This window comes from Janthinobacterium salmonicoloratum, from assembly GCF_051380845.1.
Taxonomy (GTDB): domain Bacteria; phylum Pseudomonadota; class Gammaproteobacteria; order Burkholderiales; family Burkholderiaceae_D; genus Janthinobacterium; species Janthinobacterium lividum_F.
Genome location: NZ_JBNYXV010000005.1, coordinates 206,838 through 228,015, shown reverse-complemented (window position 1 = coordinate 228,015; position 21,178 = coordinate 206,838). Strand labels below are relative to the sequence as shown.

The window sequence follows — 21,178 nt, the reverse complement described above, 5'->3', positions numbered from 1 at the left end:
GCTGCTACCAGGGCAGGGCCGGATAGGCCAGCTTGCCCGTCGCGTGTTCCTTCGGCCAGACGATCACCACTTTTTTGTCCTGGTGCTGCGCCATGCGGTGCACGAAGTTCTGGTTGTCGCCATTGGCGGCGAACTGCACGCGGCCGATCAGGGTTTCACGGTCCGTCTTGCGCATTTCCTCGGCCACGCCGCCTTTCTTGAGCGTGCCCTTGTCGGCCGCGCGCGCGATGGCTTCGAACAGCAGCATAGACTGCACATAGCCGAACTGGCCCAGGTAGTCCGGCTCTTTCTTGTACAGCTGCTTGTAGGCGTCGCTGAAGGCCTTGCCGTCGGCTGTCTTGAATTCGGTGGGGAAGGGCAGCAGGGCCGTGCCGAACACGTTCGGCATCAGATCGGGGAAGTCGGCCGCCATTTTCGGCGTGGCCAGCGACCAGACGCCCACCATGGCCTTGATTTTCGGTTTGAGCACGCGGGCGGCGCGGATGATGCCCACGTAATCGTTTTCGTAGCCGACCATGGCCACCACTTCCGACTTGTCCTGCAGCTTGATCTTGTTGATGATGGGCTTGAAGTCCGTAATCGCCGGGTCGAACGAGTGCGTTGTCACTTTCACGCCCTTGGCCGTCAGGGCTTTTTCCACGTCTTTCGCCAGGCCCGTGGTGGCGTCCTTGGTCGAATACACGATGGAGACGGACTTGGCGCCCACGTCCTGCAGCAATCCCAGCATGGCTTTTTCGTAGCCGGCCGTGTTATTGATGCGGAAAAAATTCTTGCGTCCGCTGGCCACCAGGCTGTCGTCCACGCCGCCCGAGGTGATGTAGACGAGGCCCAGTTTATTTGCCGTGTCCGAGGCGGGCGAGATATTGTTCGAGCCATAGCCGCCCGTGATGGCCACCACGCCCTGGCTGGCCAGCTTTTCCACGGCGGCGATGGCCTTGGCGGGCGCCGATTCGTCGTCGACGGTGACGATCTTGATGGTGTGCTTGCCGTTGGTCTTGTTGAAGACTTCGGCCGCGACCATGATGCCTTCCTGCATGCCGGCGCCGACCCTGGCCAGGTTGCCCGTCAGCGGGATTTCCGCGCCGACCAGGAATTCGTCGGCGCTGGCCTGCGTCATCCAGGCGCTGGCAACCAGCGCTGCCATGGCAATGCGTGTGTAGGTGCGTTTCATCGTGTCTCCTCCGGTGATGTGGCTTGGTTTTATTGTCGTGTCTGGTACAACATGGTCAACTTATCAGGCATTCTGCGCCATTTGCCGCAGCTGCCCCTTTAAAATCTTGCCCGTGGCGGCCGCCGGCAGCGCTTCCATCACGATGATGGCGGACGGGCACTTGTACGGTGACAGGGTTTGCGCCAGCCAGGCCTGCAATTGTGCCACGCTGGCGGGCTGGCGCGGGTCCAGCTCCACATAGGCGATGACGTCCTCGTTGCCATCGTCCAGGGTGCGTCCCACCACGGCCGATTGCACCACGGAAGGGTGGGCGTTGAGCGCCGTTTCCACTTCCAGCGGATACACATTGAAGCCGGAGCGGATGATCAATTCCTTGGTGCGACCCACGATGAACAGCGCGCCGTCGGGATCCTGGCGCGCCATGTCGCCCGTGTTGAGCCAGCCGCCGTCGCGCATGGTGGCCGCCGTCATGGCCGGTTCGCGGTAATAGCCGGCCATGATGTTCGGTCCGCGTATCCACAATTCTCCCGGCTCGCCCGGCGCCACGTCCGTGCCGGCCACGTCCACCACGCGCACTTCCACGCCGGGGATGGGCATGCCCACCGAATCGTCGCGGCGGGGCGCTTCCAGGCGCGTCTGGCTGATGGTGGGCGCACTTTCCGTCATGCCGTAGCCATTGTGCAGCGCGGTGCCCAGCAGCTTTTCCACGTCGCGCTTGAGCGACGGCGCCAGCGGCGAGCCGCCCGCATAGGCAAAGCGCAGCCGCGTGGGCAGCGGCGTATCGGCGCCGCCCAGGGTTTGCAGCAGCTTGGCGTACATGGCGGGCACGCCCTGGACGATGGTCAAGCCGTCGTCCTTCAAGGCCGAGAGCAGTCCATCGACGGAAAAGCGCGGCACCAGGTACAGCGCGGCGCCCGCATACAGGGTGCCCAGGGCAACGGAGGCCAGGCCGTACACGTGCGAAATCGGCAGCACGCCGTAGGCGCGGTCGCTGCGCGTCAGGCCCCGCAAGGTGCTGGACACGGCGGCGATGAACAGCAGGTTGCGGTGCGTGAGCATCACGCCCTTCGACTGCCCCGTCGTGCCCGTCGTGTAGATCAGCGCGGCCACCTGTTCGTTGCCGGGCACGCAGGCTTCCGCGATGGCCGCCTCGTTCAAGTCGCCCGCCAGCAGCTCTCCCATGCCGTCGACGGTGGTGGCGCTGGCGCCGCGCCGCGCCGCATGTGCAGCCGCTTCCGGCGACGCGCCGGCCAGGAACAGCACCCGCCGCGCGGAGCTGTGCGTGGCAATGGTGTCGATCTCGCGTGCCGACAGCCGCGCATTGACGTTGACGATCCACGCGTCGATGCTGGCCGCCGCGAAGATCAGCGCCACCTGCAGCGCGCCATTCTCGCCCACCACCATCAGGCGGTCGCCGGCGCGCACGTCGAGCTGGCGCAACAACTGTATTGCATTTTCTATACTGTGCTGCAGCTGGGCGTAGGTCCAGCTGCGGCCAGCTTCATGCAGCGCCGGCGCGTCCGGCGCGCGCGCGGCCCAGTGGGCGGGAATGGCCGACAGGCGCGCCGGCAAACCGGCCAGCAAGGCGGGAATATCCATCGCGGCCTCCTTCACTTTTGCGCTGCCTTGATCATGTTGCGGGCGATGACGATCTGCTGGATCTGCGTCGTGCCCTCATAAATGCGGAACAGGCGCACGTCGCGGTAGAAGCGCTCGGCCGCGTATTCGCTGATGTAGCCGGCGCCGCCGTGAATCTGCACGGAGCGGTCAGCGACTCTGCCGCACATTTCGGAGGCGAACAGCTTGCAGCACGACGCTTCCGTCGAGATGTCTTCCTTGTTGTCGCGCCGGCGCGCGGCGTCGAGCACCATGCTGCGCGCCGCGTAAATCTCGGCCTTGCTGTCGGCCAGCATGGCCTGGATCAGCTGGAATTCGGCGATGGGCTGGCCGAACTGCTGGCGCTCCATGGCGTAGGCCAGGGCGTCGGCCAGCATGCGTTCGGCCGCGCCCACGCAGACGGCGGCGATGTGCAAACGGCCCTTGTCGAGCACTTTCATGGCTGTCTTGAAACCCACGCCTTCCTTGCCGCCGATGATGTTCGCGGCCGGGACGCGGCAGTTTTCAAAGATGACGTCGCAGGTATGCGCGCCTTGCTGGCCCATCTTCTTGTCGATTTTCCCCAGCGAGAGGCCCGGCGTATCCTTTTCCACGATGAAGGCGGAAATGGCCGAAGCGCCACGTTTGACGGGGTCCGTGCGCGCCATGACGGTAAAAATGCTGGCTTCGGGCGCGTTGGTGATGTAGCGCTTGCTGCCGTTGAGGATATAAAAATCGCCGTCGCGCACGGCGCTCGTGCGCAGCGATGCCGCGTCGGAGCCTGATCCCGCCTCCGTCAGGGCGAACGAGCCGATGATCTCGCCGGCCGCCAGTTTCGGCAGGTAATGCTGTTTTTGCGCTTCCGTGCCGTCGATAACGATGCCTTGCGAGCCGATGCCGTTGTTCGTGCCGATCAGCGAACGGAAGGCGGGCGAGGTGCGGGCGATTTCAAACGCGACCCTGACTTCCTCTTCCATGCTCAGTTCCAGGCCGCCATAGGCTTCCGGGATGGACAGGCCGAACAGGCCCAGTTCGCGCATCTGCGCCACGATGGCGGGCGGTATCGTGTCCGTTTCGGCCACCAGCGCCTCGTTCGGCACCAGCACTTCGCGCACGAAACGGGCGATGCTGTCGAGCAGGATGTTCAGGGTTTCTTCGTCGCGTATCATCGGGGTCCTCGGCGCTTTGATTTGATCTGTCGTTGAGAGGGGGCGCGCAGTCTAACCGCGTCCCAGGTTTTTTTCCACTGTCTTGACCAGGGCGACCAGGCGTGGTCCCAGGTCGGATTCGAGTTTTTCGCGCGACAGCAAAAAGGCGGGGCCGCCGCAATTGAAGGCCATCACCTGTTCGCCGTCGGCTCCCAGCATGGGCACGCCCACCGCATGCACGTCGTTCTGCCACTCGCCGGCCGAGATGCAAAAGCCCCGGTCCTGGTAATCCTTGAAGCCTTGTTCGATGCCGGCCTTGATGCGCGGCCAGCGTTCCGTCTCATGCACCCTGGCGTGGTCCATCAGGTAGTCGCGTTCGGCCTGCGGCAGGATGCACAACAGTGCCTTGCCCATGGCCGTCGTCATCAAGGGAATGCGCGATCCGACATCGAGGCGCAGCGTGACGTTGGCGCTGCTGCGGCAGGTTTCCACGTAGACCATGCTGAGGCGGTCACGCGTGCCCAGCGACACGGAGGCCTGCGCATGTTCGGCCAGCTCCTCCATCAGCGGGCGCGCCATCTTGCGCACATCGAGGTTCGACAGCATGCGGTAGCCGAGGGCCAGCACGCCAGCGCCCAGCTGGTACTTGCCCAGGCTGTCCGAATAATTGAGGTAGCCGAGTTTGGTGAGGGTGTAGGTAAGGCGCGAAATCGTCGGTTTCGGGATGCCCGTGCGCTTGGCCATGTCCGCGTTCGACAGATAGACTTCGCCGGGGCGAAAGCATCGCAGCACTTCCAGCCCGCGCGCCAGCGCGTTGACGAACTGGCGGTCCTTGCTTTCCTCGTCATCGCTGAAGGCGATGAGTTCCGGATCTGCTGCGGTCTGAATATTTGTCATATTTGCATTCATTTTCAGGCTCCCTGGAAATCAGTTTGCCTAGTCAAATGGGACGTGTCAATCGTTTTGTGAAACATTCGTTCGCACAGCGAAATGCTGCAATGCGGGAATTTTTCAAGGAAAATTGACTTGTGCAGCTGTTTCTGGCCTTGTTGCTTGAGCATCGCTATATACATCTGTATATTGCGCTGCTGGATGACGACCAGCCGTAGCAGTGGCCGCCGCATATCGCTATATAAAGCGATATATAACGAAAGAGAACAATATGACGATGGTGAAACAGGTAATGGCGGGCGCTGTGATGCTGGTGCTGGCGCAGCAGGCCGCTGGCAAGGAAGACGCGGATGCGGCGGCGCCGTTCGTGCTGGGCACGGTGACGGTGATCGGCCAGCGCGAGCAGGCAGGCCAGCTGGAACAACAGGTGGGCGCGCAAGTGAGCCGCGCCGAGATGCGCCGCTTTAACCGCGACAATGTGGGCGATGCCTTGAATCTGCTGTCCGGCGTGTCGCTGTCGACCAATGCGCGCAATGAAAAAACCGTCGCCATCCGCGGCTTCGATGCGCGCCAGGTGCCGCTGTACATCGACGGCATTCCCGTCTACGTGCCGTATGACGGCTATGTCGATTTCAACCGCTTCACGACGGCCGACCTGGCCGCCATCCAGGTGGCCAAGGGCTACAGTTCCGTGGCCTATGGCGCCAATACCCTGGGCGGCGCCATCAACCTGGTATCGCGCAAGCCGTCAGCGCTGATGGAAGGCGATACTTCCATCGGTTTCGGCTCGGCCAGCGAGCGCCAGGTATCGGCCAACGTAGGCACGAATCAGGGCCTGTGGTATCTGCAGGCGGGCGTGTCGTACATCGACAGTGACGGCTTCCCCCTGTCGTCCGACTTCCGCCCCACGGCCACGGAAGACGGCGGCACGCGCAACAATGCCTACCGCAAGGACCATAAACTGTCGTTCAAGGTGGGCTACACGCCTGTGGGCGGCGACGAGTATGCACTCAGCTACTACAAGCAACATGGCGAAAAGGGCCAGCCGCCATCGACCAATCCCGTCGGCGCGCGCTACTGGCAATGGCCATACTGGAACAAGGAAAGCGTGTATTTCGTCTCGCAGACGCGCCTCGGCGAGGCCGAGCGCCTGAAACTGCGCCTGTACCACGACAGCTACGACAATGAAATCACTTCGTTCACGAATGGCCGCTATACGACCCTGAAGACCAGCGGCCAGGGCAGCGTCAGCGGCGGGCGCAGCATCTATAACGACCGCACGAACGGCGGCGCGTTGGAGCTTGAATCGTTCCGCCTGGCCGCGCACAGCCTGCGCGTCGTTGCCAGCTACAAGGCCGACGAACACCAGGAACTGGACGCCAAGGGCGTGCGCACCACCTGGTACAAGGATGCCCTGTGGACCCTGGGCGCGGAAGACAGCATCGCCCTCAATGCGGCGACCGAACTGTCGCTGGGCGCCTCGCGCAATGCGCTGCGCCCGGACACCGTCTACAGCGCCGGCAATGCGTATACCTTGCCGGGTAATCAATCGGCCACGGACCTGCAGGCGGGCCTGTTCTACAAGACCAGTCCCGAGGCGAGGGTGTATGCCACGGTGGCGCGCAAGTCGCGCCTGCCGACCCTGAAGGACCGCTATTCGCAGCGCCTGGGCACGTATATCGAGAACCCGGCCTTGCGCGCGGAAGAGGCGATGAATTATGAACTGGGCTATCAGGGCAAGGCGCAAGGACTGGCGCTGGACGCGGCGCTTTTCTACAGCGACGTGAAGGACAAGATCCAGAGCGTGGCGAATGTGTCGGGCGTGCGCGCGCAGATGCGCAACGCGGGCAGGGCGCATATCAGCGGCGTGGAGCTGGGCTTGCGCGGCAGCGCCGGCGCCTGGCTCGATTGGGGCGGCAATTACACCTATACGGAGATGAAGAACGTCAGCGACCGCGCCACGCGCCTGACGGACGTGCCGCGCCACAAGCTGACGGTGCACGCCGTGCTGCACGCAGCGCGCCAGGTTGACGTGGTGGCGATCGCGGAAACGAACAGCGGACGCTGGGTCTCGAACACCCTGGAACTCGGCGGCTTTGCCACCGTGAACCTGAAGGCCGTGTACCGCCCCTTGCCGGCCTTGAGCCTGGAAGCGGGCGTGAGCAACGTGGCTGACAGCAATTACGCGTTGGCTGACGGTTTCCCCAGCGCGGGCCGCACCTGGCTGGCCAATGCGCAATACCAGTTCTGATTTATCACTGTCATGAAAGGACACAGCATGTTGAAGACAATACTGACTAGCCTCGTTTCGGCCGCACTGCTGGCGGCGGCGCCCGCGTGGGCCGACCCGGCGCCGGCACGCGAGAATATGAGCCACGCGCTTGCCGTGACGGGCAAGGTGGCAACGCCATTGATCCTGAAGGTGGCCGACCTGCGCCAGCTGCCGCCGGCGAATGGCGGGGACATCGCCGTCACGCGCCATAACGGCGACAAGGCCGAGACCATCACCAGTTACAAGGGCGTGCGCCTGCGCGATATCCTCGACAAGGCGGCGCTGGATGCGCCCGGCCACAACGACGTCAAGAAGCTCGCCATCATCGCCACGGCCACGGATGGCTATACCGTGGTGTTTTCCTGGGGTGAGCTGTATAACGCGCCGGCCGGCGAGGGCGTGATCGTCTACTACGAAAAAAACGGCAAGGCGCTCGACGACAACGATGGCGAGATCGCCCTCATCTCGGCGAAAGACATTCGTACGGGTCCGCGCCATGTGAAGTGGCTCAACGCCATCGAGGTGCGCAAGCTGGTGGAGTGACGCGAAGCCGGTGAAAAAAAACGCGCCGTGGAGCCATCCCCGGCGCGTTTTTTCATGCCGCCAGCGCTTTTCGCATCGCCTGGCCCGCCACGTCAAACAATCCCCGCGCAGCTGGCGTCAAGCCCAGCATGTGCATCGACGCATGGATCATGCCGTCGAGCTGTACGCACTCGGCCGCCGCGCCGTCCTCACGCAAGCGCTGCGCATACGCCGCGCCTTCGTCATGCAGCGGGTCGTACTCGCATACCAGCACGGTCGCCGTCGGCAAGTCCTTGAGCGTAGCTGCCCGCAGGGGCGCCGCGTAAGGCTGCATGCCGTCAGCCGGCTCGTTCAGGTACGCCGACCAGCAAAAACGCATGGCTTCCCGGGTCAGCGAATGGCCCTCCGCATAGCGCTGGTAGGACGGCGTGTCGAAGGAAAAATCGAGCGCCGGGTACAGCAGCAACTGATGCGCCAGCGCCGGACCGGCCTGGTCGCGCGCCATCAAGGCCGCTGCCGCCGCCAGGTTGCCACCCGCGCTGTCGCCGCCCACGGCCAGGCGTCGTGCATCGATGCCCAGCGCCGTGGCATGTTCGGCGACCCAGCACAACGCCCGGTAAAAGTCGTCAAGCGGCACGGGGAACTTGTGCTCGGGCGCCAGCCGGTAATCGACGGAAAAGATCACGCAGCCGGTGGCGTTGGCCAGCGCACGGCAAGGATTGTCGTACAGGTCCAGCGAGCACAGACACCATCCTCCCCCATGCGCAAAGACGATGGCGGGCAGAGGCTTGCCAGTATCCGCGCCGGCCGGCACATAGGCGCGTACGGTCAATGCATGTTCACCGGGCAGCACGTAATCCCTGATCGACGCGACGTCTTCCAATGGTCCGTGCAGCTGGCGCAAGCCCGTTTCCGTAGCGGCGCGCAAGTCAGCCAGCGAGGCGGGCGGCGGCGCATCGTTTGCCTGTGCCAGGAAAGCCGCTACTTGCGGGTCCAGGCTCATGCCGGCTCTCCCGCGAGGAAGGGCAGCAGGTGGGCGATGAACGCTTCCGGCTGTTCTTCCATGATGAAGTGCCCGCATTCGGCGACGATGGCGCCTTGCAAAATGTCGGCCTTGCCCTGCATGGTCAGCAGGGGCGCGTCATTCGTCGCGTGGTCGGCGCCGATGGCCAGCACGGGCATGGCCAGGCTCTTTTTCGCCCGCTCCAGGTTTTGCCGGATGGTTTCGGGTATGGCGCGGTAGTAGGCGAAACCGGCGCGCAGGGCGCCCGGCGTGGCGTAGGCATCCGCATACACATCGACGGCCACCTTGTCGCGGCGGTACGACCAGCGGTCAAGAATGAAACGGATATATTCGCGCTCCTTGCCCGCCGTGAGCATTTCCGGCAAATCGAGCACCTGATTGAACATGAAGTGCCACAGGAAGATGTTGTCAGACGGCGCCACGAAGATGGGCGGCGCCGGCGCCAGGCCGGGGATCACGGCTTCCGTCAGCGCCAGTTTCGTCACGGCCTGCGGGAAATCGCTGGCCAGCGCATAGCCGACCCACATGCCGATGTCGTGGCCGACGACGTCGTACTGTGCATGGCCGAGGGCCAGCATGGTGCGGTGCAGGGTGGTGGCCACGGCGCCCGTGTCGTAGCCATCCGCAGGACGGCTTGAGTGGCCGCTGCCGGGCGGATCGATGGCGATGGCCTGGTAACCGTTGGCGGCCAGGGCCGCCATCACGTGGCGCCAGGCGTACCAGGTTTGCGGCCAGCCGGGAATCAGCAGCACGGGTTTTCCTTCGCCGGCGATGACGCAATGCAGGCGCTGGCCGTCGATGCGGACGTAGTCATGTGTAAATTCGTGAGTAAAATCGTTCATGGGGTTTCCTTGTTTAGTTGTGCTCGATGCCAAGCAGGGTATTGATCTGTTGCGCGCTGACGGGAGCGCCGGCGAAGTCGTCGAAGATCTTGCTGGTCACGGGAATGATGTGGGCGTTGATGAAGGCCACGCCTTCGCGCGCGCCCACTTCCTGGTCCTTCAGGCAGCATTCCCATTCCAGGGTGGCCCAGCCCGCGTAATCGTTTTGCGCCATCTTCGAGAAAATCGCCTTGAAGTCGACCTGGCCGTCGCCCAGCGAACGGAAACGCCCGGCGCGGTTTTCCCACGACTGGTAGCCGCCATAAATGCCTTGCCGCCCCGTCGGATTGAATTCCGCATCCTTCACATGGAACATGCGGATATGGTCCTTGTAGATATCGATGAATTCCAGGTAGTTCAGCTGCTGCAGCACGAAGTGGCTGGGGTCGAACAGCATCTTGCAGCGCGGATGGCGGCCCACGCGTTCATAAAACATCTCGAAGCTGATGCCGTCATGCAGGTCTTCGCTCGGGTGGATTTCGTAGCACAGGTTGATGCCCTGTTCCTCGCACACGTCGAGGATGGGCAGCCAGCGGCGCGCCAGTTCGTCGAAGGCCGCCTCGATCAGGCCGGGCGGGCGCTGCGGGAACGGGAACAGATATGGCCAGGCGAACGAGCCGGAAAACGTTCCCATGTCGGTCAGGCCCAGGCGTTTCGAGGCCATGGCCGCCAGCTTGACCTGTTCGATGGCCCACTCGGTGCGCGCCGCCGGCTGGCCGTGCAGGTGGGCTGGTGCGAAGCTGTCGCACAGCGCGTCGTAGGCCGGGTGCACTGCCACCAGCTGGCCGAGGATGTGTGTCGTCAGTTCGCTGATGACGAGGCCATGGCTGGCCAGCATGGCGACGAGCTCGTCGCAATATTGCTGGCTGTGCGCGGCCTGCGCCACGTCGAACAGGCGCGCATCCCAGGCGGGAATCTGCAGGGCCTTGAAGCCCATGCCGGCCGCCCACTCGGCGATGGAGGGCAGGGTGTTGAAGGGCGCCGTGTCGGCGGCGAATTGTGCCAGGTGCAGGCTTGGTCCTTGAATGGTTTTCATATCGGCTCCTATTGTTTGTCGATCGACAAAGAATAGGCGAAATTTTTTGCGCGGTCAAGGTGCAACTGCAAAATAAATCGCAAATACAGTGGCATGCCAGGCGTTATACTGGCCGCCAGTTTGCAAGAAGAGGATCAAAATGGCAGGAAGACCGAGGGAATTTGACCGCGCGCTGGCGCTGGAAAAAGCGCGCGACGCATTCTGGACGCGTGGTTACGAAGGCGTGTCGATGGCCGACCTGGTGGCGGCGCTGGGCATCGCCTCGGCGCGCATCTATGCGGCGTTCGGCTCGAAGGAGCAGCTGTTCCGCGAAGCTGTGGAATTGTATGAAACGGGCGAGGGCGCCTTTGCCGTGCATGCGCTGGCCGCCAGCCTGAATGTGCGCGACGCGGTGGCGCGCATGCTGGAAGAAGCCGTGCTGCTGTACACGCGCAGCGGCCAGCCGCAAGGCTGCATGGTGGTCACGGCCGCCACGAACACGAGCGCGGAAAACGCGGGCATCGCCGACTGGCTGGCGCAGCACCGCCGCGCACGCACGCAAGCCGTCATCGAGCGCTTGCGCGCGGCGCAGGTGGCGGGAGAGTTAACAGAGGGGGCGGACGTGCAGGCGCTGGGCGACTACTATGCGGCCTTGCTGCATGGCTTGTCGGTGCAGGCGCGCGACGGCATTCCGGCCGAACGGCTGCTGGCGCTGATCACGCCGGCCATGGCGCCGCTGGCGCTGGCTACGGTGTAGATAGTCTCAGGGCTTCAAGTCTTGACGTCGATCAGGCTGCCCAAAGCCTGGTCGGCTGCCTTGACGACATTCGCCGATAAATTAAAACCGGCTTTGTAGACGAGGTTATCCGTCAGTTCGGAGGCCAGGCCCACGCCGTTCGGCCGGCTTTCGGCCGCCTTGGCCGCATTCGCATTCGCGCCGCTGACGCTTTCGCTGGCGGCCAGCTTGCGTCCTTCGACGGAGAGGGTGACGCCCGTGCCGGCCGGACTGGCTTCCTGGAACTCGGCTTGCTGCGGCTGGAAGCCCGGCGTATTCGCATTGGCGATATTGTTGGCGGCCACATCCAGCGCGCGCTGGTTGGCGGTCAGCCCCGAGGTACCGGTGGTGAGAGCGGATATGGACATGGAAACTCCTTCGGAATGCACGTAGTTTACTCCTGTCAGTGGGAAAAATGTGGTGGCGTAAGGCAATAATTTTTTCGCAGCTGACGGCCACAAAAATAGGTGCGTCACGTAGTTCTTAATATTGTTTTAAATCGATGAAAGCGTCGTTTGGCCGGTTGCCGGCGCCAGTGCGTGCGCCGCCGGCGGCGCGCAATAGGCTGCCGCGCACGATAGTTGTCGCCGAAACTGGGGATGGGCGAATATACTAGGCGAAAAGGGAGGCGTTGCGCTTCCCGTCCGCCCTTATCATCCAGCGAGAATTCATCCTTATGGCGTCATCCCCAGAAAACCTCAGCATGGCCGTGTTTTGCGACTTCGAGAACGTCGCGCTCGGCGTGCGAGATGCAAATTACGAAAAATTCGATATCAAGCCCATCCTCGAACGCTTGCTGCTCAAGGGCAGCATCGTTGTCAAGAAGGCATATTGCGACTGGGATCGTTATAAAAGTTTCAAGGGCACCATGCACGAGGCGAACTTCGAGCTGATCGAAATTCCCCACGTGCGCCAGTCCGGCAAGAATTCGGCCGACATCCGCCTGGTGGTCGATGCGCTGGACCTGTGCTACACCAAGGCCCACGTCAACACCTTCGTCATCATCAGTGGCGATTCCGATTTTTCGCCGCTGGTGTCGAAACTGCGCGAAAACGCCAAGCAGGTAATCGGCGTGGGCGTCAAGCAGTCGACCTCCGACCTGCTGGTGGCCAACTGCGACGAATTCATTTTCTACGATGACCTGGTGCGCGAAAGCCGCCGCACTGCCGCCAAGCGCGACGCGCGCGAAAGCCCGGCTGCGGGCGCCAAGCGCTCGCCCGACGAAGAAGTGCGCCGCAAGGAAAAATACGAGTCGCGCAAGACGGAAGCGATCGAGATGGCCGTCGAAACTTTCGACGCGCTGGTCTCGGAGCGCGGCGACAGCGGCAAGATCTGGGCCTCGATGCTGAAAGAAGCGATCAAGCGCCGCAAGCCGGACTTCAGTGAGTCCTACTACGGTTTCCGTACCTTCGGCAACCTGCTGGAAGAAGCGCAGGCGCGCGGCTTGCTGGAATTTGGCCGCGATGAAAAATCGGGCGCCTATGTCTACCGCAGCAGCGGCCTGGTGGCCGTGCCGGCCGTCGTGAACGCGGATGCAGCCGGCGAGGCAAGCGTCAGCGGCGAGACCGGCGTGACGGCGGAAGAGGGCAACAACCGCGAAGGCGGCAGCCGCCGCGATTCGCGCCGCAATAGCCGTGGCGGCCGCAAGCAGAACGAGCAACGCCGCGGCGAAGCGCCACAGGCCTTCGTGCCGGTGGCCGACGCCGAAGCAGTCGTCGTCGAGCAGTATGCGCCGGCGCCGCAGCCGGAAGTGCAGCATGAGGTAGCCGAAGCGGTGGCCGAGGTGGTGGCCGAAGAAGGCAACGCCAAGCGCGGTTCGCGCCGCAATGGCCGCGGTGGCCGCAAGAATGGCGATGGCGGCCGCGAAGCGCGCGCCGAAGTCGTCGAGGTGGCGCCGGTGGAAGTCATGCCTGCGCCAGTGCCTGAACCTGTAGCCGAAGTGCCTGTGGAAGCCGTCGCCGAAGCGAAGGCTAAGGCCAAGCCTCGCACGCCGGCCCGCAAGGCCGCAGCGGCGAAGAAGCCGGCCAAGAAGGCGGTCGACGTCGCGGTGGAAGCGGCGCCTGTCGTTGAAACGGTGCCGGTGGCAGTGGCTGTCGTGGCCGAAGACAAGCCAGCCAAGGCGCCACGCAAGACGCCGGCGCGCCGTCCCGCGCGCAAGAAGGCGGAAGAAGCTTGATTGAAATCCACAGTGGGAAGCCGGGGTCAGACCGGACGGGTCTGACCCCGGATTTTTGCTGCGTCTCGATACGCTCGGCTTAAGCATGTATCACGGTGAACGCTTCAACAGCATTTCCCACGTGGTGGGCGCCGCGCTGGCGGCCATCGGCGGCGTCATCCTGATCGTCGTGGCGGCCCGCACGGGCGATGCCTGGAAAATCGTCAGCTGCAGCGTGTATGCGGCCATGCTGCTGACCTTGTACCTCACTTCCACCCTGTATCATAGCGTGCGCGGCAAGGCCAAGGCCGTGCTGCAGCGGCTCGACCACTGCGCCATCTACCTGCTTATCGCGGGGACCTACACGCCCTTCATGCTGGTGACCCTGCGCGGCCCGTGGGGCTGGTCGCTGTTCGGCGTCGTGTGGGGCCTGGCCCTGCTTGGCATCGTGCAGGAATATGTGTACGCGAAAGGCGCGCGCATCCTGTCGCTGGTGATTTACGTGGCCATGGGCTGGCTCATCGTCATCGGCATCAAGCCGCTGCTGGCGGCGCTCGAGTGGAACGGTTTCCTGTGGCTGGTGGCGGGCGGGTTGTGCTACACGGGCGGCATCGCTTTTTACGCCACCGACCACAAGCTGCGCCATGGTCACGGCATCTGGCATCTGTTCGTGCTGGCCGGCAGTAGCTGCCATTTTGTCGCCATTTTGTTCTACGTTGCCTGACGTAGCGCGCAGCCTGGCCAGCCTCCCTGACTATTGCCTGTAATCCATTATAATGCCCTGATCTGTGAAACAAGGGCAAGAATGGACATTAACTCGGACGACCTGAAAATCTTCGTCACCGTCATCGACAGCGGCACCCTGAGCGCGGCCGCCGTACACCTGGGGCAAACCACTTCGGGCGTCAGCCGCGCCCTGTCGCGCCTGGAAGACAAGCTGGCCACGTCGCTGCTGACGCGCACCACGCGCCGCATGGAACTGACGGAAGAGGGGCAGCTATTCCTCGACAAGGCGCGCGCCATTCTTGCGTCGATGGAAGACGTGGAGGAGTCGATCCGCATCCGCCGCCAGAAGCCGGCCGGGCGATTGTCCGTCGATGCCGCCTCGCCCTTCATGCTGCATTGCGTGGTGCCGCACGTGGCAGAGTTCCGCGCCATGTACCCGGACATCCGCCTGGAGCTGACCAGCAACGACCAGATCGCCGACCTGCTCGAGCACCGCACCGATATCGCCATCCGCATCGGCGCCCTGGTCGATTCGACCCTGCATGCGCGCCCGCTCAGTGCCAGCCCGCTGCACGTGCTGGCCACGCCCGCCTATCTGGCGCGTCATGGTGAACCCGCCACGCCGGAAGCGCTGTCCGGCCATGCGCTGCTGGGCTTTGCGCAATATGAACTGGGCAACAACTGGCCGCTGCGCCACGAAGCCGGCAACAGCCTGCAGATCGTGCCCGCGCTGGCCGCATCCAGTGGCGAAACCCTGCGCCAGCTGGCCCTGCACGACCAGGGCATCGTCTGCCTGTCCGACTTCATGACGAAGGACGACATCGCCGCCGGCCGCCTGGTGAAAGTTCTGCAGCCGTTCTATACGGGCTACCGCCAGCAGATCCACGCCGTCTACTACCGCAACACGCAGCTGGCGCAGCGCATCAGCTGCTTCCTCGAATTCCTGCAGCACAAGCTATAGTGGCGTTCCTGGCGCAAGCGGGTCTCGAACCCGATTGGCAAGCGCTGCAACGGGGCGCCAGGGTGCCGCCGGTGTCTACAGCATGACGTGCGTTTCTTCCGCCCGCAGCAGCGCCTCCACCTCGTGCGCGGGCAGCGGGTGGCTGAAGTAATAGCCTTGTGCTTCGTCGCAGCCATGGCGGCGCAGGTAATCGAGCTGCTCGGCCGTTTCCACGCCTTCGGCCACCACGCGCAGCTTTAAATTGTGCGCCAGGGCGATGATGGAAACGACGATGGCCGCGTCGTCCGCGTCGCGCGCCACGTCGCCGACGAAACTGCGGTCGATCTTCAGCACGTCGATGGGGAAGGTGCGCAGGTAGGCGAAGCTGGAATAGCCGGTGCCGAAGTCGTCGATCGACAGCTTTACCCCCAGCGCCTTCATGTCGTGCAACTGGCTGACGGCCAGCGCCACGTCGTGCATGAACAGGCTTTCCGTCAGTTCCAGTTCCAGGCAGGCGGGCGGCAAGCCCGTCTCAAGCAGCACTTCGGCGATCGACGTCACCAGGTTCGGCTCGTTGAACTGGCGCGCCGACAGGTTCACGGCCAGGCGCAGCGTGTCCAGTCCCGCCGCATGCCAGCGTTTCACCTGCGCGCACGCTTCGCGCATGACCCAGGCGCCGATCGGCACGATCAGGCCCGTATCTTCGGCCAGCGCGATGAAGCGCTGCGGCGCCACCATGCCCAGGTCCGGGTGCTGCCAGCGCAGCAGCGCTTCCACGCCGACGATGCGCCCGCTGGCCAGGTCCACCTGCGGCTGGTAATGCAGCACGAACTGCTCGCGTTCGAGCGCGTTGCGCAGCGCCGTCTCGATGCGCAGGCGCTCCAGGGTGGCCTGGTTCATGGCCGTCGTGTAGAACTTGATGTTGTTGCGGCCCTGTTTTTTTGCGCAGTACATGGCGATGTCGGCCTGCTCGATCAGGTTCTGCGTCTCGCCATTCAAGGTCACGTCGCCGGGGGCGTCGTAGCGCGACATGTCGTAGACGGCCACGCCGATGCTGCAGGTGACGAAAAATTCCTTGCCGTCGAGTAGTACCGGCTGCGCCACGGCATCCATCACGCGCTGCACGATGGCGCCGCTGAGCACTTCGTCCGCCTGTTCGCACAGGATGGCGACGAATTCATCGCCGGAAAGGCGCGCCACCGTATCGCTTTCCCGCAGGCTGGCCTGCAATCGCGTGGCGATGGTTTTCAGCAGCAGGTCGCCGGCCTTGTGGCCCAGGCTGTCATTGACGAACTTGAAACGGTCGAGGTCGATCAACAGCACCCACAATGCGCGGTTCTTGCGGCGCGACAGGGCCATCGCCTGGGCCAGGCGGTCGCGCAGCAGGGCGCGGTTGGGCAAGCCCGTCAGCACGTCGTGGTGGGCGATGTGCTGGATTTGCTGCTCGGCCAGCTTGCGTTCCGTGATTTCGGAACCTGTGCCCCGGTAGCCGCGAAATTCGCCCAGGTCGTTGAACAGCGGTTCACCATTGATGCTGAACCAGCGCAGCTGGCCATCGCGGTCCTGCATCGCATATTCGAGGTTGGAAAAGGGCAGGTGCGCTTCCAGGTTAGCGATATGCTGCTTGCCCCAGCGCGAATTGCGCATCTCCGGGTTGTTGTCCCAGCGCGTCATGCCGATGAAGCGTTCCAGCGGCATGTTCGACTTGTCCGTAAAACCGCTGGTGATGTGGGTGAAGCAGAAGTTGGCGTCCTGTTCCCAGTACCAGTCCGAAGACAGGGCCAGCAGGCGGCGGAAGCGCTTCTCGCTTTCCTGCAAGGCGCGCTCCGTGCGCTGGCGCGCCCGCACGTCGGCGCTGAGCAGTTCATTGCTGCGCTTGAGGTCGGCCGTGCGCTGCTCCACCAGCAGTTGCACGCGGCGCGAGCGCTGCGTCAGCGACTGCACGAAGGCGGCCGTCAATACGCTGAACAGCAAACCCGTGATCAGGGTAAACAGGGAACCCAGATGGTCGGCCAGGAAGGGGCGCGGATGGGCCACCACGCGCACATGCCAGGGCCGGCCGGCGGAAGCAAAGGCCCGGTCATAGTGGCTGTGGTAGGCAAAGTGCAGCCAGCGGGGCAGCGATTCCCAGGCGTCGCCCGCTTCGTCGGCAGGCGCCTGGCCATGCCGGAAGATCAGTTGGCGCGGGTCGGCGCCGGCGTCGGCGTAGACGCTGAGTTCGAGCTGCGAGTCGCCCAGCAGGTCGGCGCCGGCGAGGATTTTCTGCACCAGTTCCCCCGCGCGCACGATGACCGCCGTATCGCCGATCAGCGCCGCGCGCCGCTGCTGTATCGTCTGCAGGGGCATGCCGTGGCGGTACACGGGACGCACGATGACGAAGCCCTGCTGCGGTCCCTGCGCCAGGGCCAGCAGGCCGGTGGCGGTGGTCTGGCCGCTGATGATCGCCTGTTCCAGCGCGCGCGCCAGCACGCCGTTCGGGCTGACGTTCAGGCCGAAGGCGGGGCGGTTGCCCTGCAAGGGGACGAGGTAGTCCACCACCAGGTAGCTGGCGCGCGTCGTGGCGGGCACGACGACGCCATCGCGCATCTCCGTCATGGCGTAATCGGGCACGATGCGCCGCAGCTCGGCCTCGAATGCCGCGCGCTGCGCATGCGGCACGATGCGGTGGAAATTGAAGGCCTGGATGAACGGGTGGCGCTGCAGCAGCGGCGTGGTGAAGTCGTGGAACTGTTGGCGCGTGACGGGCACGACGGCGGCAAACAGCTGGTTCGTCGTGGTCAGCACCTCGACCGCATCGTCGAGTCCCTGCTCGATGGCGGCCACTCTGGCGCCGGCGCGCTGTTGCAGGCTCAGGCTCATCTTGTCGTATTCGAGCTGGCTGATGGCGGCAAACAGCACGGCCGTCACGCTGACGCCGCAGGCAAAGGTCAGCGCGGCCGCAGCAGAAATCGACAATGGCAGGCGGCCACGCAGCATGGTTTTTCCTATCTCACTTCATGGACACTTGGGTTCGGCGGCGCCTGCCGGCCCCACGCAGGCCGTAGTTTGTCATAAACCACATCCATCATGCGAATTTTGCACCAAATCACTGCTAATAAGCAACAAAATCTATGGCCGGGGAAGACGACTTTCAGTCGCTGCCCGCGCCTGACTGGCGGCGCAAACGCCACAACTGCCATGCCGGCAGCCAACGGTTCAGGAAAGCCAGGCCGGCCATCCGCCGCCAGCGCACCAGGCGCACCACGCGCACGGCGCGGCCGCCGGCGCCTTGGCCTTGCTCCGGCTTGGCGGCGAAGACGATGCGGTTATTGCCGGCGATGCCGTCGAAGTGGCACACGGCGCCGCGGAAGGTGAGCATCAGGCGCGCCAGCATGGCAGGGTAGTGCTCGTCATAACTGAACAGGTTGGCTACCAGCACGCCGCCGGGCAGCAGGGCGCGCAGGCAATCGGCGTAAAAGCGCGCGCTGCCCAGGGCGGGCGGCAAGCCCGTTTCGTCGTAGCCGTCGAGCAGCAGCACGTCGGCGCAGCCCGGATGATGGCGGATATAGCTGACAGCGTCCGTTTCGATGATGCGCAGGCGCGCGTCGTCGGGCGGCAGCATGAACTGCTCGCGCAGGGCGATCACGTCGGCGCGCAATTCCAGCACCGTGATGCGCGTCTCGGGCAAGTGGCGGTGGCAGAATTTCAGCAGTGAGCCACCGCCCAGGCCCACCATCAGGACGTGCCGCGGACGCGGCACGAACAGGGTAAAGCACATCATGGCGCGCGCATAGCGCAACAGCAGATGGTCGGGGCGCGACAGCAGCATTTCGCTCTGGATCATGCCGGGCTGGAATTCCAGGCGGCGCCGGTCGCCACAGGTATGCACCTGTGGGGCAAGTGGGACGGTGCTTCTGTTTTCCGGCATGGGACGACTTCGCTGAGTGGACTGGGGAGATGCTTTGTTGCATTCAGAGAAATCTGATAAGCTCCCGTGAGCATACCCGATTAATCCGCGCCGAGCATGCGTATAGTGGCGCGCGGCGGCACGGCCGCGCAGTCGGGCCCCATGGAGACAAGCATGTTTTTGGATCACCCCATTATTACGGCGACGAACAGTTTTACGGAGCCTGACCGCATCGAGCGCCTGACGCGCGTGTATGGCTACTCGGCGGCGCTGGCCGACCAGGCCGACAATGTCGGCTTCATTGAAAAAGTGGCGCAAATCCACGATCACAAGGGCACCCTCATCGTGTTCTGGCACGAGGCGCCCAGCGAAGTGGAAAAGCAGTATTTCGTGCAGGCCTGGGCCAGCAAGATCGGCGACGGCAGCACCAATGTCGAACACGAAATCTGACCTGGCGCGCCGCGCCTGCGCATCGATAGCGTAGCCCATGGATATCAAGACCCTGGTACTGGCCCTGGCGCTCGGCAACCTGAGCCTGTGTGCGGCCCTGTTCTTCTTCGAGTACGAGCGCAAGAAGTCGCTCAGCATGTCCACTTGGGCGGTCGCCAAGCAATGCCAGGCCGTGGCCTGGTGCTTGCTGTATTTCCGCGGCGTGCTGCCCGATTTCCTCTCCATCTTGCTGGGTAACAGCCTGCTGTTTGCCGGCATGGCGCTCGATGCGGGCGCGCTGTGGCAGGCGGCCGGGCGCGGCGGCTGGCGCCGCTATGTATTGCCGGCGCTGGGGCTGGCTGTGGCGCTGTTTGCGGCCTGCTATCTATTCGACGTGGCGCCGCTGTTGCGCAGCGCCGGCGGTTCGCTGATCGTGGCCGGCTTCTTCCTCGCCGGCGTGGCTGCGCTGTGCCTGAAGTGGCGTGAGGCGAGCATGCTGCGCCGCTTCCTCGTCGTCAGCATGGGCCTGTTGTCGCTGCTGATCGCCGCGCGCGGCGTGCTCGCCGCCGCCGTCCCCGCTTTTGACGCGGAGCTGCTGCAGCTGGCCGGCTTCGGCGCCCTCTACCTGATGATGCTGACGAACGCCTTCGGCTATCTGCTGCTGTCGCGTGAAAAGCTGGGCGGCGAGCTGGCGCGCCTGGAAGTGCTCGACGCGGCCACGGGCGTGCCGAACCGGCGCGGCTTTTATCAGGCGCTGGCGCCATGGATGGCATTGGCGCGGCGGCCCGGCTTGCCGACGGCGCTGGTGGTGCTCAATATCGATCACTTTAAAAGAGTCAACGACAGCTATGGCCATCCGGTGGGCGATGCGGTGCTGAAAACCATCGTCGACACCTGCCGCCAGCAACTGCGCGACAGTGACCTGATGGGTCGCCTGGGCGGCGCCGAATTCGCCATCCAGTTGCCGCGCACGACGCTGGCCGATGCGCTGATGGTGGCCGAGCGCATCCGCGCCGCAGTCGAAGTGCTGCCCGTGAAGACGGAGCGCGCCGTGCTGCAGCTGACGGCCAGCCTTGGCGTGACCACCATCCGCGCCGAAGACAGCACCGTCAGCCTGTTCAAGCGGGCCGACGAGGCGCTGCAGGCGGCCAAGCAGGCCGGCCGCAACAGAGTGGTGGAAGCGCAGGGCGCCAGCACCTTGGATATTTAAATCGGCTTACTTCTTCAGCTTACTTCTTGCGCGAACCGAGCCAGCTGGGCTCCTTGCCGCATTCCTTGGGCAAGAACAGGGCGTCCAGGCCGGGATCGCAGCGCCGGTCAGGCGTTTTCATCGGTTCGGCGGTGAACCATTCGCTACGGGGAAGTATCTTTTCTTCGCGTGGTTCCACGGGCGGCGCCGGTGGCAGGCTGTCTTGCCACCTTGACTCTGCGGCAGGCGCAGGCGGGGTGGCCCAGTTTGCGTCAACCTGCGCTTCGGGCGCTGGCGGCGTGTCCGCATGTGCGGCGGCGCACAGCAAGCTGCCCGCGAAGATGAACGTACGCATGGCGGTACTGTTTACTGAAATCATGGTCTGTCCTTGATCGGTGCCGGGAGGGCGGACCCTGCATTATGACGGCAGCCGGAAGCAAAAAAAACAAGGAAATTGCAACGGCATGTTACCAAAGGGACTATAGTTACTGGTAGCAAGCAGGTGCATTCTAGCAAGGTGATGAGGCGCGAGGCGCCGGCACCCGAACGTGTGCATTC

General features: G+C 64.0%; 19 protein-coding genes. 8 read left to right on the top strand and 11 right to left on the bottom strand.

The annotated features are described in order from the left end of the window. Positions 1-4: 4 nt before the first annotated feature. The 4 genes from ACQ4WY_RS22445 to ACQ4WY_RS22430 form a co-directional block, all read right to left on the bottom strand. Positions 5-1,171: an ABC transporter substrate-binding protein gene (locus ACQ4WY_RS22445; RefSeq protein WP_436505975.1), complete on the bottom strand. Its 1,167-nt coding sequence runs from the start codon at positions 1,169-1,171 to the stop codon at positions 5-7. A gap of 63 nt (positions 1,172-1,234) precedes the next feature. Further along, the gene (locus ACQ4WY_RS22440) at positions 1,235-2,770 is read right to left on the bottom strand and encodes a class I adenylate-forming enzyme family protein (RefSeq protein WP_436505974.1); all 1,536 of its coding nucleotides are present in this window, start codon (positions 2,768-2,770) and stop codon (positions 1,235-1,237) included. Between the two features lie 11 nt (positions 2,771-2,781). After that, positions 2,782-3,936, bottom strand: coding sequence for an acyl-CoA dehydrogenase family protein (locus ACQ4WY_RS22435; protein ID WP_436505973.1), 1,155 nt, complete (start codon positions 3,934-3,936; stop codon positions 2,782-2,784). Positions 3,937-3,987: 51 nt separating this feature from the next. Next, the gene (locus tag ACQ4WY_RS22430) at positions 3,988-4,812 is read right to left on the bottom strand and encodes an IclR family transcriptional regulator (RefSeq protein ID WP_353657775.1); all 825 of its coding nucleotides are present in this window, start codon (positions 4,810-4,812) and stop codon (positions 3,988-3,990) included. A gap of 265 nt (positions 4,813-5,077) precedes the next feature. On the opposite strand from ACQ4WY_RS22430, the gene ACQ4WY_RS22425 reads away from it, so the two are divergent. Next, the gene (locus tag ACQ4WY_RS22425) at positions 5,078-7,057 is read left to right on the top strand and encodes a TonB-dependent receptor plug domain-containing protein (RefSeq protein WP_436505972.1); all 1,980 of its coding nucleotides are present in this window, start codon (positions 5,078-5,080) and stop codon (positions 7,055-7,057) included. 27 nt (positions 7,058-7,084) lie between these two features. Next, positions 7,085-7,621: a molybdopterin-dependent oxidoreductase gene (locus ACQ4WY_RS22420; protein WP_436505971.1), complete on the top strand. Its 537-nt coding sequence runs from the start codon at positions 7,085-7,087 to the stop codon at positions 7,619-7,621. 52 nt (positions 7,622-7,673) lie between these two features. On the opposite strand, the gene ACQ4WY_RS22415 is transcribed toward ACQ4WY_RS22420, so the two are convergent. Genes ACQ4WY_RS22415 through ACQ4WY_RS22405 form a run of 3 tightly spaced genes read right to left on the bottom strand, consistent with a single transcriptional unit; the run spans position 7,674 to position 10,541 of the window. Beyond that, positions 7,674-8,603: an alpha/beta hydrolase gene (locus tag ACQ4WY_RS22415; protein WP_436505970.1), complete on the bottom strand. Its 930-nt coding sequence runs from the start codon at positions 8,601-8,603 to the stop codon at positions 7,674-7,676. Beyond that, positions 8,600-9,466, bottom strand: a complete 867-nt coding sequence (locus ACQ4WY_RS22410; protein WP_436505969.1) for an alpha/beta fold hydrolase — start codon at positions 9,464-9,466, stop codon at positions 8,600-8,602. The genes ACQ4WY_RS22415 and ACQ4WY_RS22410 overlap by 4 nt, the downstream gene beginning before the upstream one ends. Before the next feature lie 13 nt (positions 9,467-9,479). Continuing rightward, positions 9,480-10,541: a sugar phosphate isomerase/epimerase family protein gene (locus ACQ4WY_RS22405; protein WP_436505967.1), complete on the bottom strand. Its 1,062-nt coding sequence runs from the start codon at positions 10,539-10,541 to the stop codon at positions 9,480-9,482. Between the two features lie 139 nt (positions 10,542-10,680). Here ACQ4WY_RS22405 and ACQ4WY_RS22400 point away from each other — a divergent pair, with 139 nt between their 5' ends. Next, positions 10,681-11,277, top strand: coding sequence for a TetR/AcrR family transcriptional regulator (locus tag ACQ4WY_RS22400; protein WP_436505966.1), 597 nt, complete (start codon positions 10,681-10,683; stop codon positions 11,275-11,277). A 14-nt stretch (positions 11,278-11,291) separates the two neighbouring features. Here the strand turns inward: ACQ4WY_RS22400 and ACQ4WY_RS22395 are convergent, their stop codons facing one another. Next, positions 11,292-11,663, bottom strand: a complete 372-nt coding sequence (locus tag ACQ4WY_RS22395) for a flagellar basal body protein (protein ID WP_034782850.1) — start codon at positions 11,661-11,663, stop codon at positions 11,292-11,294. Between the two features lie 308 nt (positions 11,664-11,971). On the opposite strand from ACQ4WY_RS22395, the gene ACQ4WY_RS22390 reads away from it, so the two are divergent. From ACQ4WY_RS22390 to ACQ4WY_RS22380, 3 genes are all read left to right on the top strand, one after another. Continuing rightward, on the top strand, positions 11,972-13,471 hold the full coding sequence (locus ACQ4WY_RS22390; protein ID WP_436505965.1) for an NYN domain-containing protein: 1,500 nt from the start codon (positions 11,972-11,974) through the stop codon (positions 13,469-13,471). Between the two features lie 85 nt (positions 13,472-13,556). Next, a complete protein-coding gene (trhA, locus tag ACQ4WY_RS22385) occupies positions 13,557-14,174 on the top strand; it encodes a PAQR family membrane homeostasis protein TrhA (RefSeq protein ID WP_436505964.1) in 618 nt (205 codons plus the stop codon). Positions 14,175-14,255: 81 nt separating this feature from the next. Then, positions 14,256-15,137, top strand: a complete 882-nt coding sequence (locus ACQ4WY_RS22380; RefSeq protein ID WP_436505963.1) for a LysR substrate-binding domain-containing protein — start codon at positions 14,256-14,258, stop codon at positions 15,135-15,137. A gap of 75 nt (positions 15,138-15,212) precedes the next feature. On the opposite strand, the gene ACQ4WY_RS22375 is transcribed toward ACQ4WY_RS22380, so the two are convergent. Beyond that, positions 15,213-18,092: a bifunctional diguanylate cyclase/phosphodiesterase gene (locus tag ACQ4WY_RS22375; protein WP_436505962.1), complete on the bottom strand. Its 2,880-nt coding sequence runs from the start codon at positions 18,090-18,092 to the stop codon at positions 15,213-15,215. Positions 18,093-18,246: 154 nt separating this feature from the next. Then, on the bottom strand, positions 18,247-19,023 hold the full coding sequence (locus tag ACQ4WY_RS22370; protein ID WP_436505961.1) for a spermine/spermidine synthase domain-containing protein: 777 nt from the start codon (positions 19,021-19,023) through the stop codon (positions 18,247-18,249). Between the two features lie 153 nt (positions 19,024-19,176). Here ACQ4WY_RS22370 and ACQ4WY_RS22365 point away from each other — a divergent pair, with 153 nt between their 5' ends. Both ACQ4WY_RS22365 and ACQ4WY_RS22360 read left to right on the top strand, forming a co-directional pair. Beyond that, positions 19,177-19,452: a hypothetical protein gene (locus ACQ4WY_RS22365; RefSeq protein ID WP_353657761.1), complete on the top strand. Its 276-nt coding sequence runs from the start codon at positions 19,177-19,179 to the stop codon at positions 19,450-19,452. Positions 19,453-19,489: 37 nt separating this feature from the next. After that, a complete protein-coding gene (locus ACQ4WY_RS22360; RefSeq protein ID WP_436505959.1) occupies positions 19,490-20,641 on the top strand; it encodes a GGDEF domain-containing protein in 1,152 nt (383 codons plus the stop codon). A gap of 19 nt (positions 20,642-20,660) precedes the next feature. On the opposite strand, the gene ACQ4WY_RS22355 is transcribed toward ACQ4WY_RS22360, so the two are convergent. Then, on the bottom strand, positions 20,661-20,999 hold the full coding sequence (locus ACQ4WY_RS22355; RefSeq protein WP_353657759.1) for a hypothetical protein: 339 nt from the start codon (positions 20,997-20,999) through the stop codon (positions 20,661-20,663). Positions 21,000-21,178 lie beyond the last annotated feature (179 nt).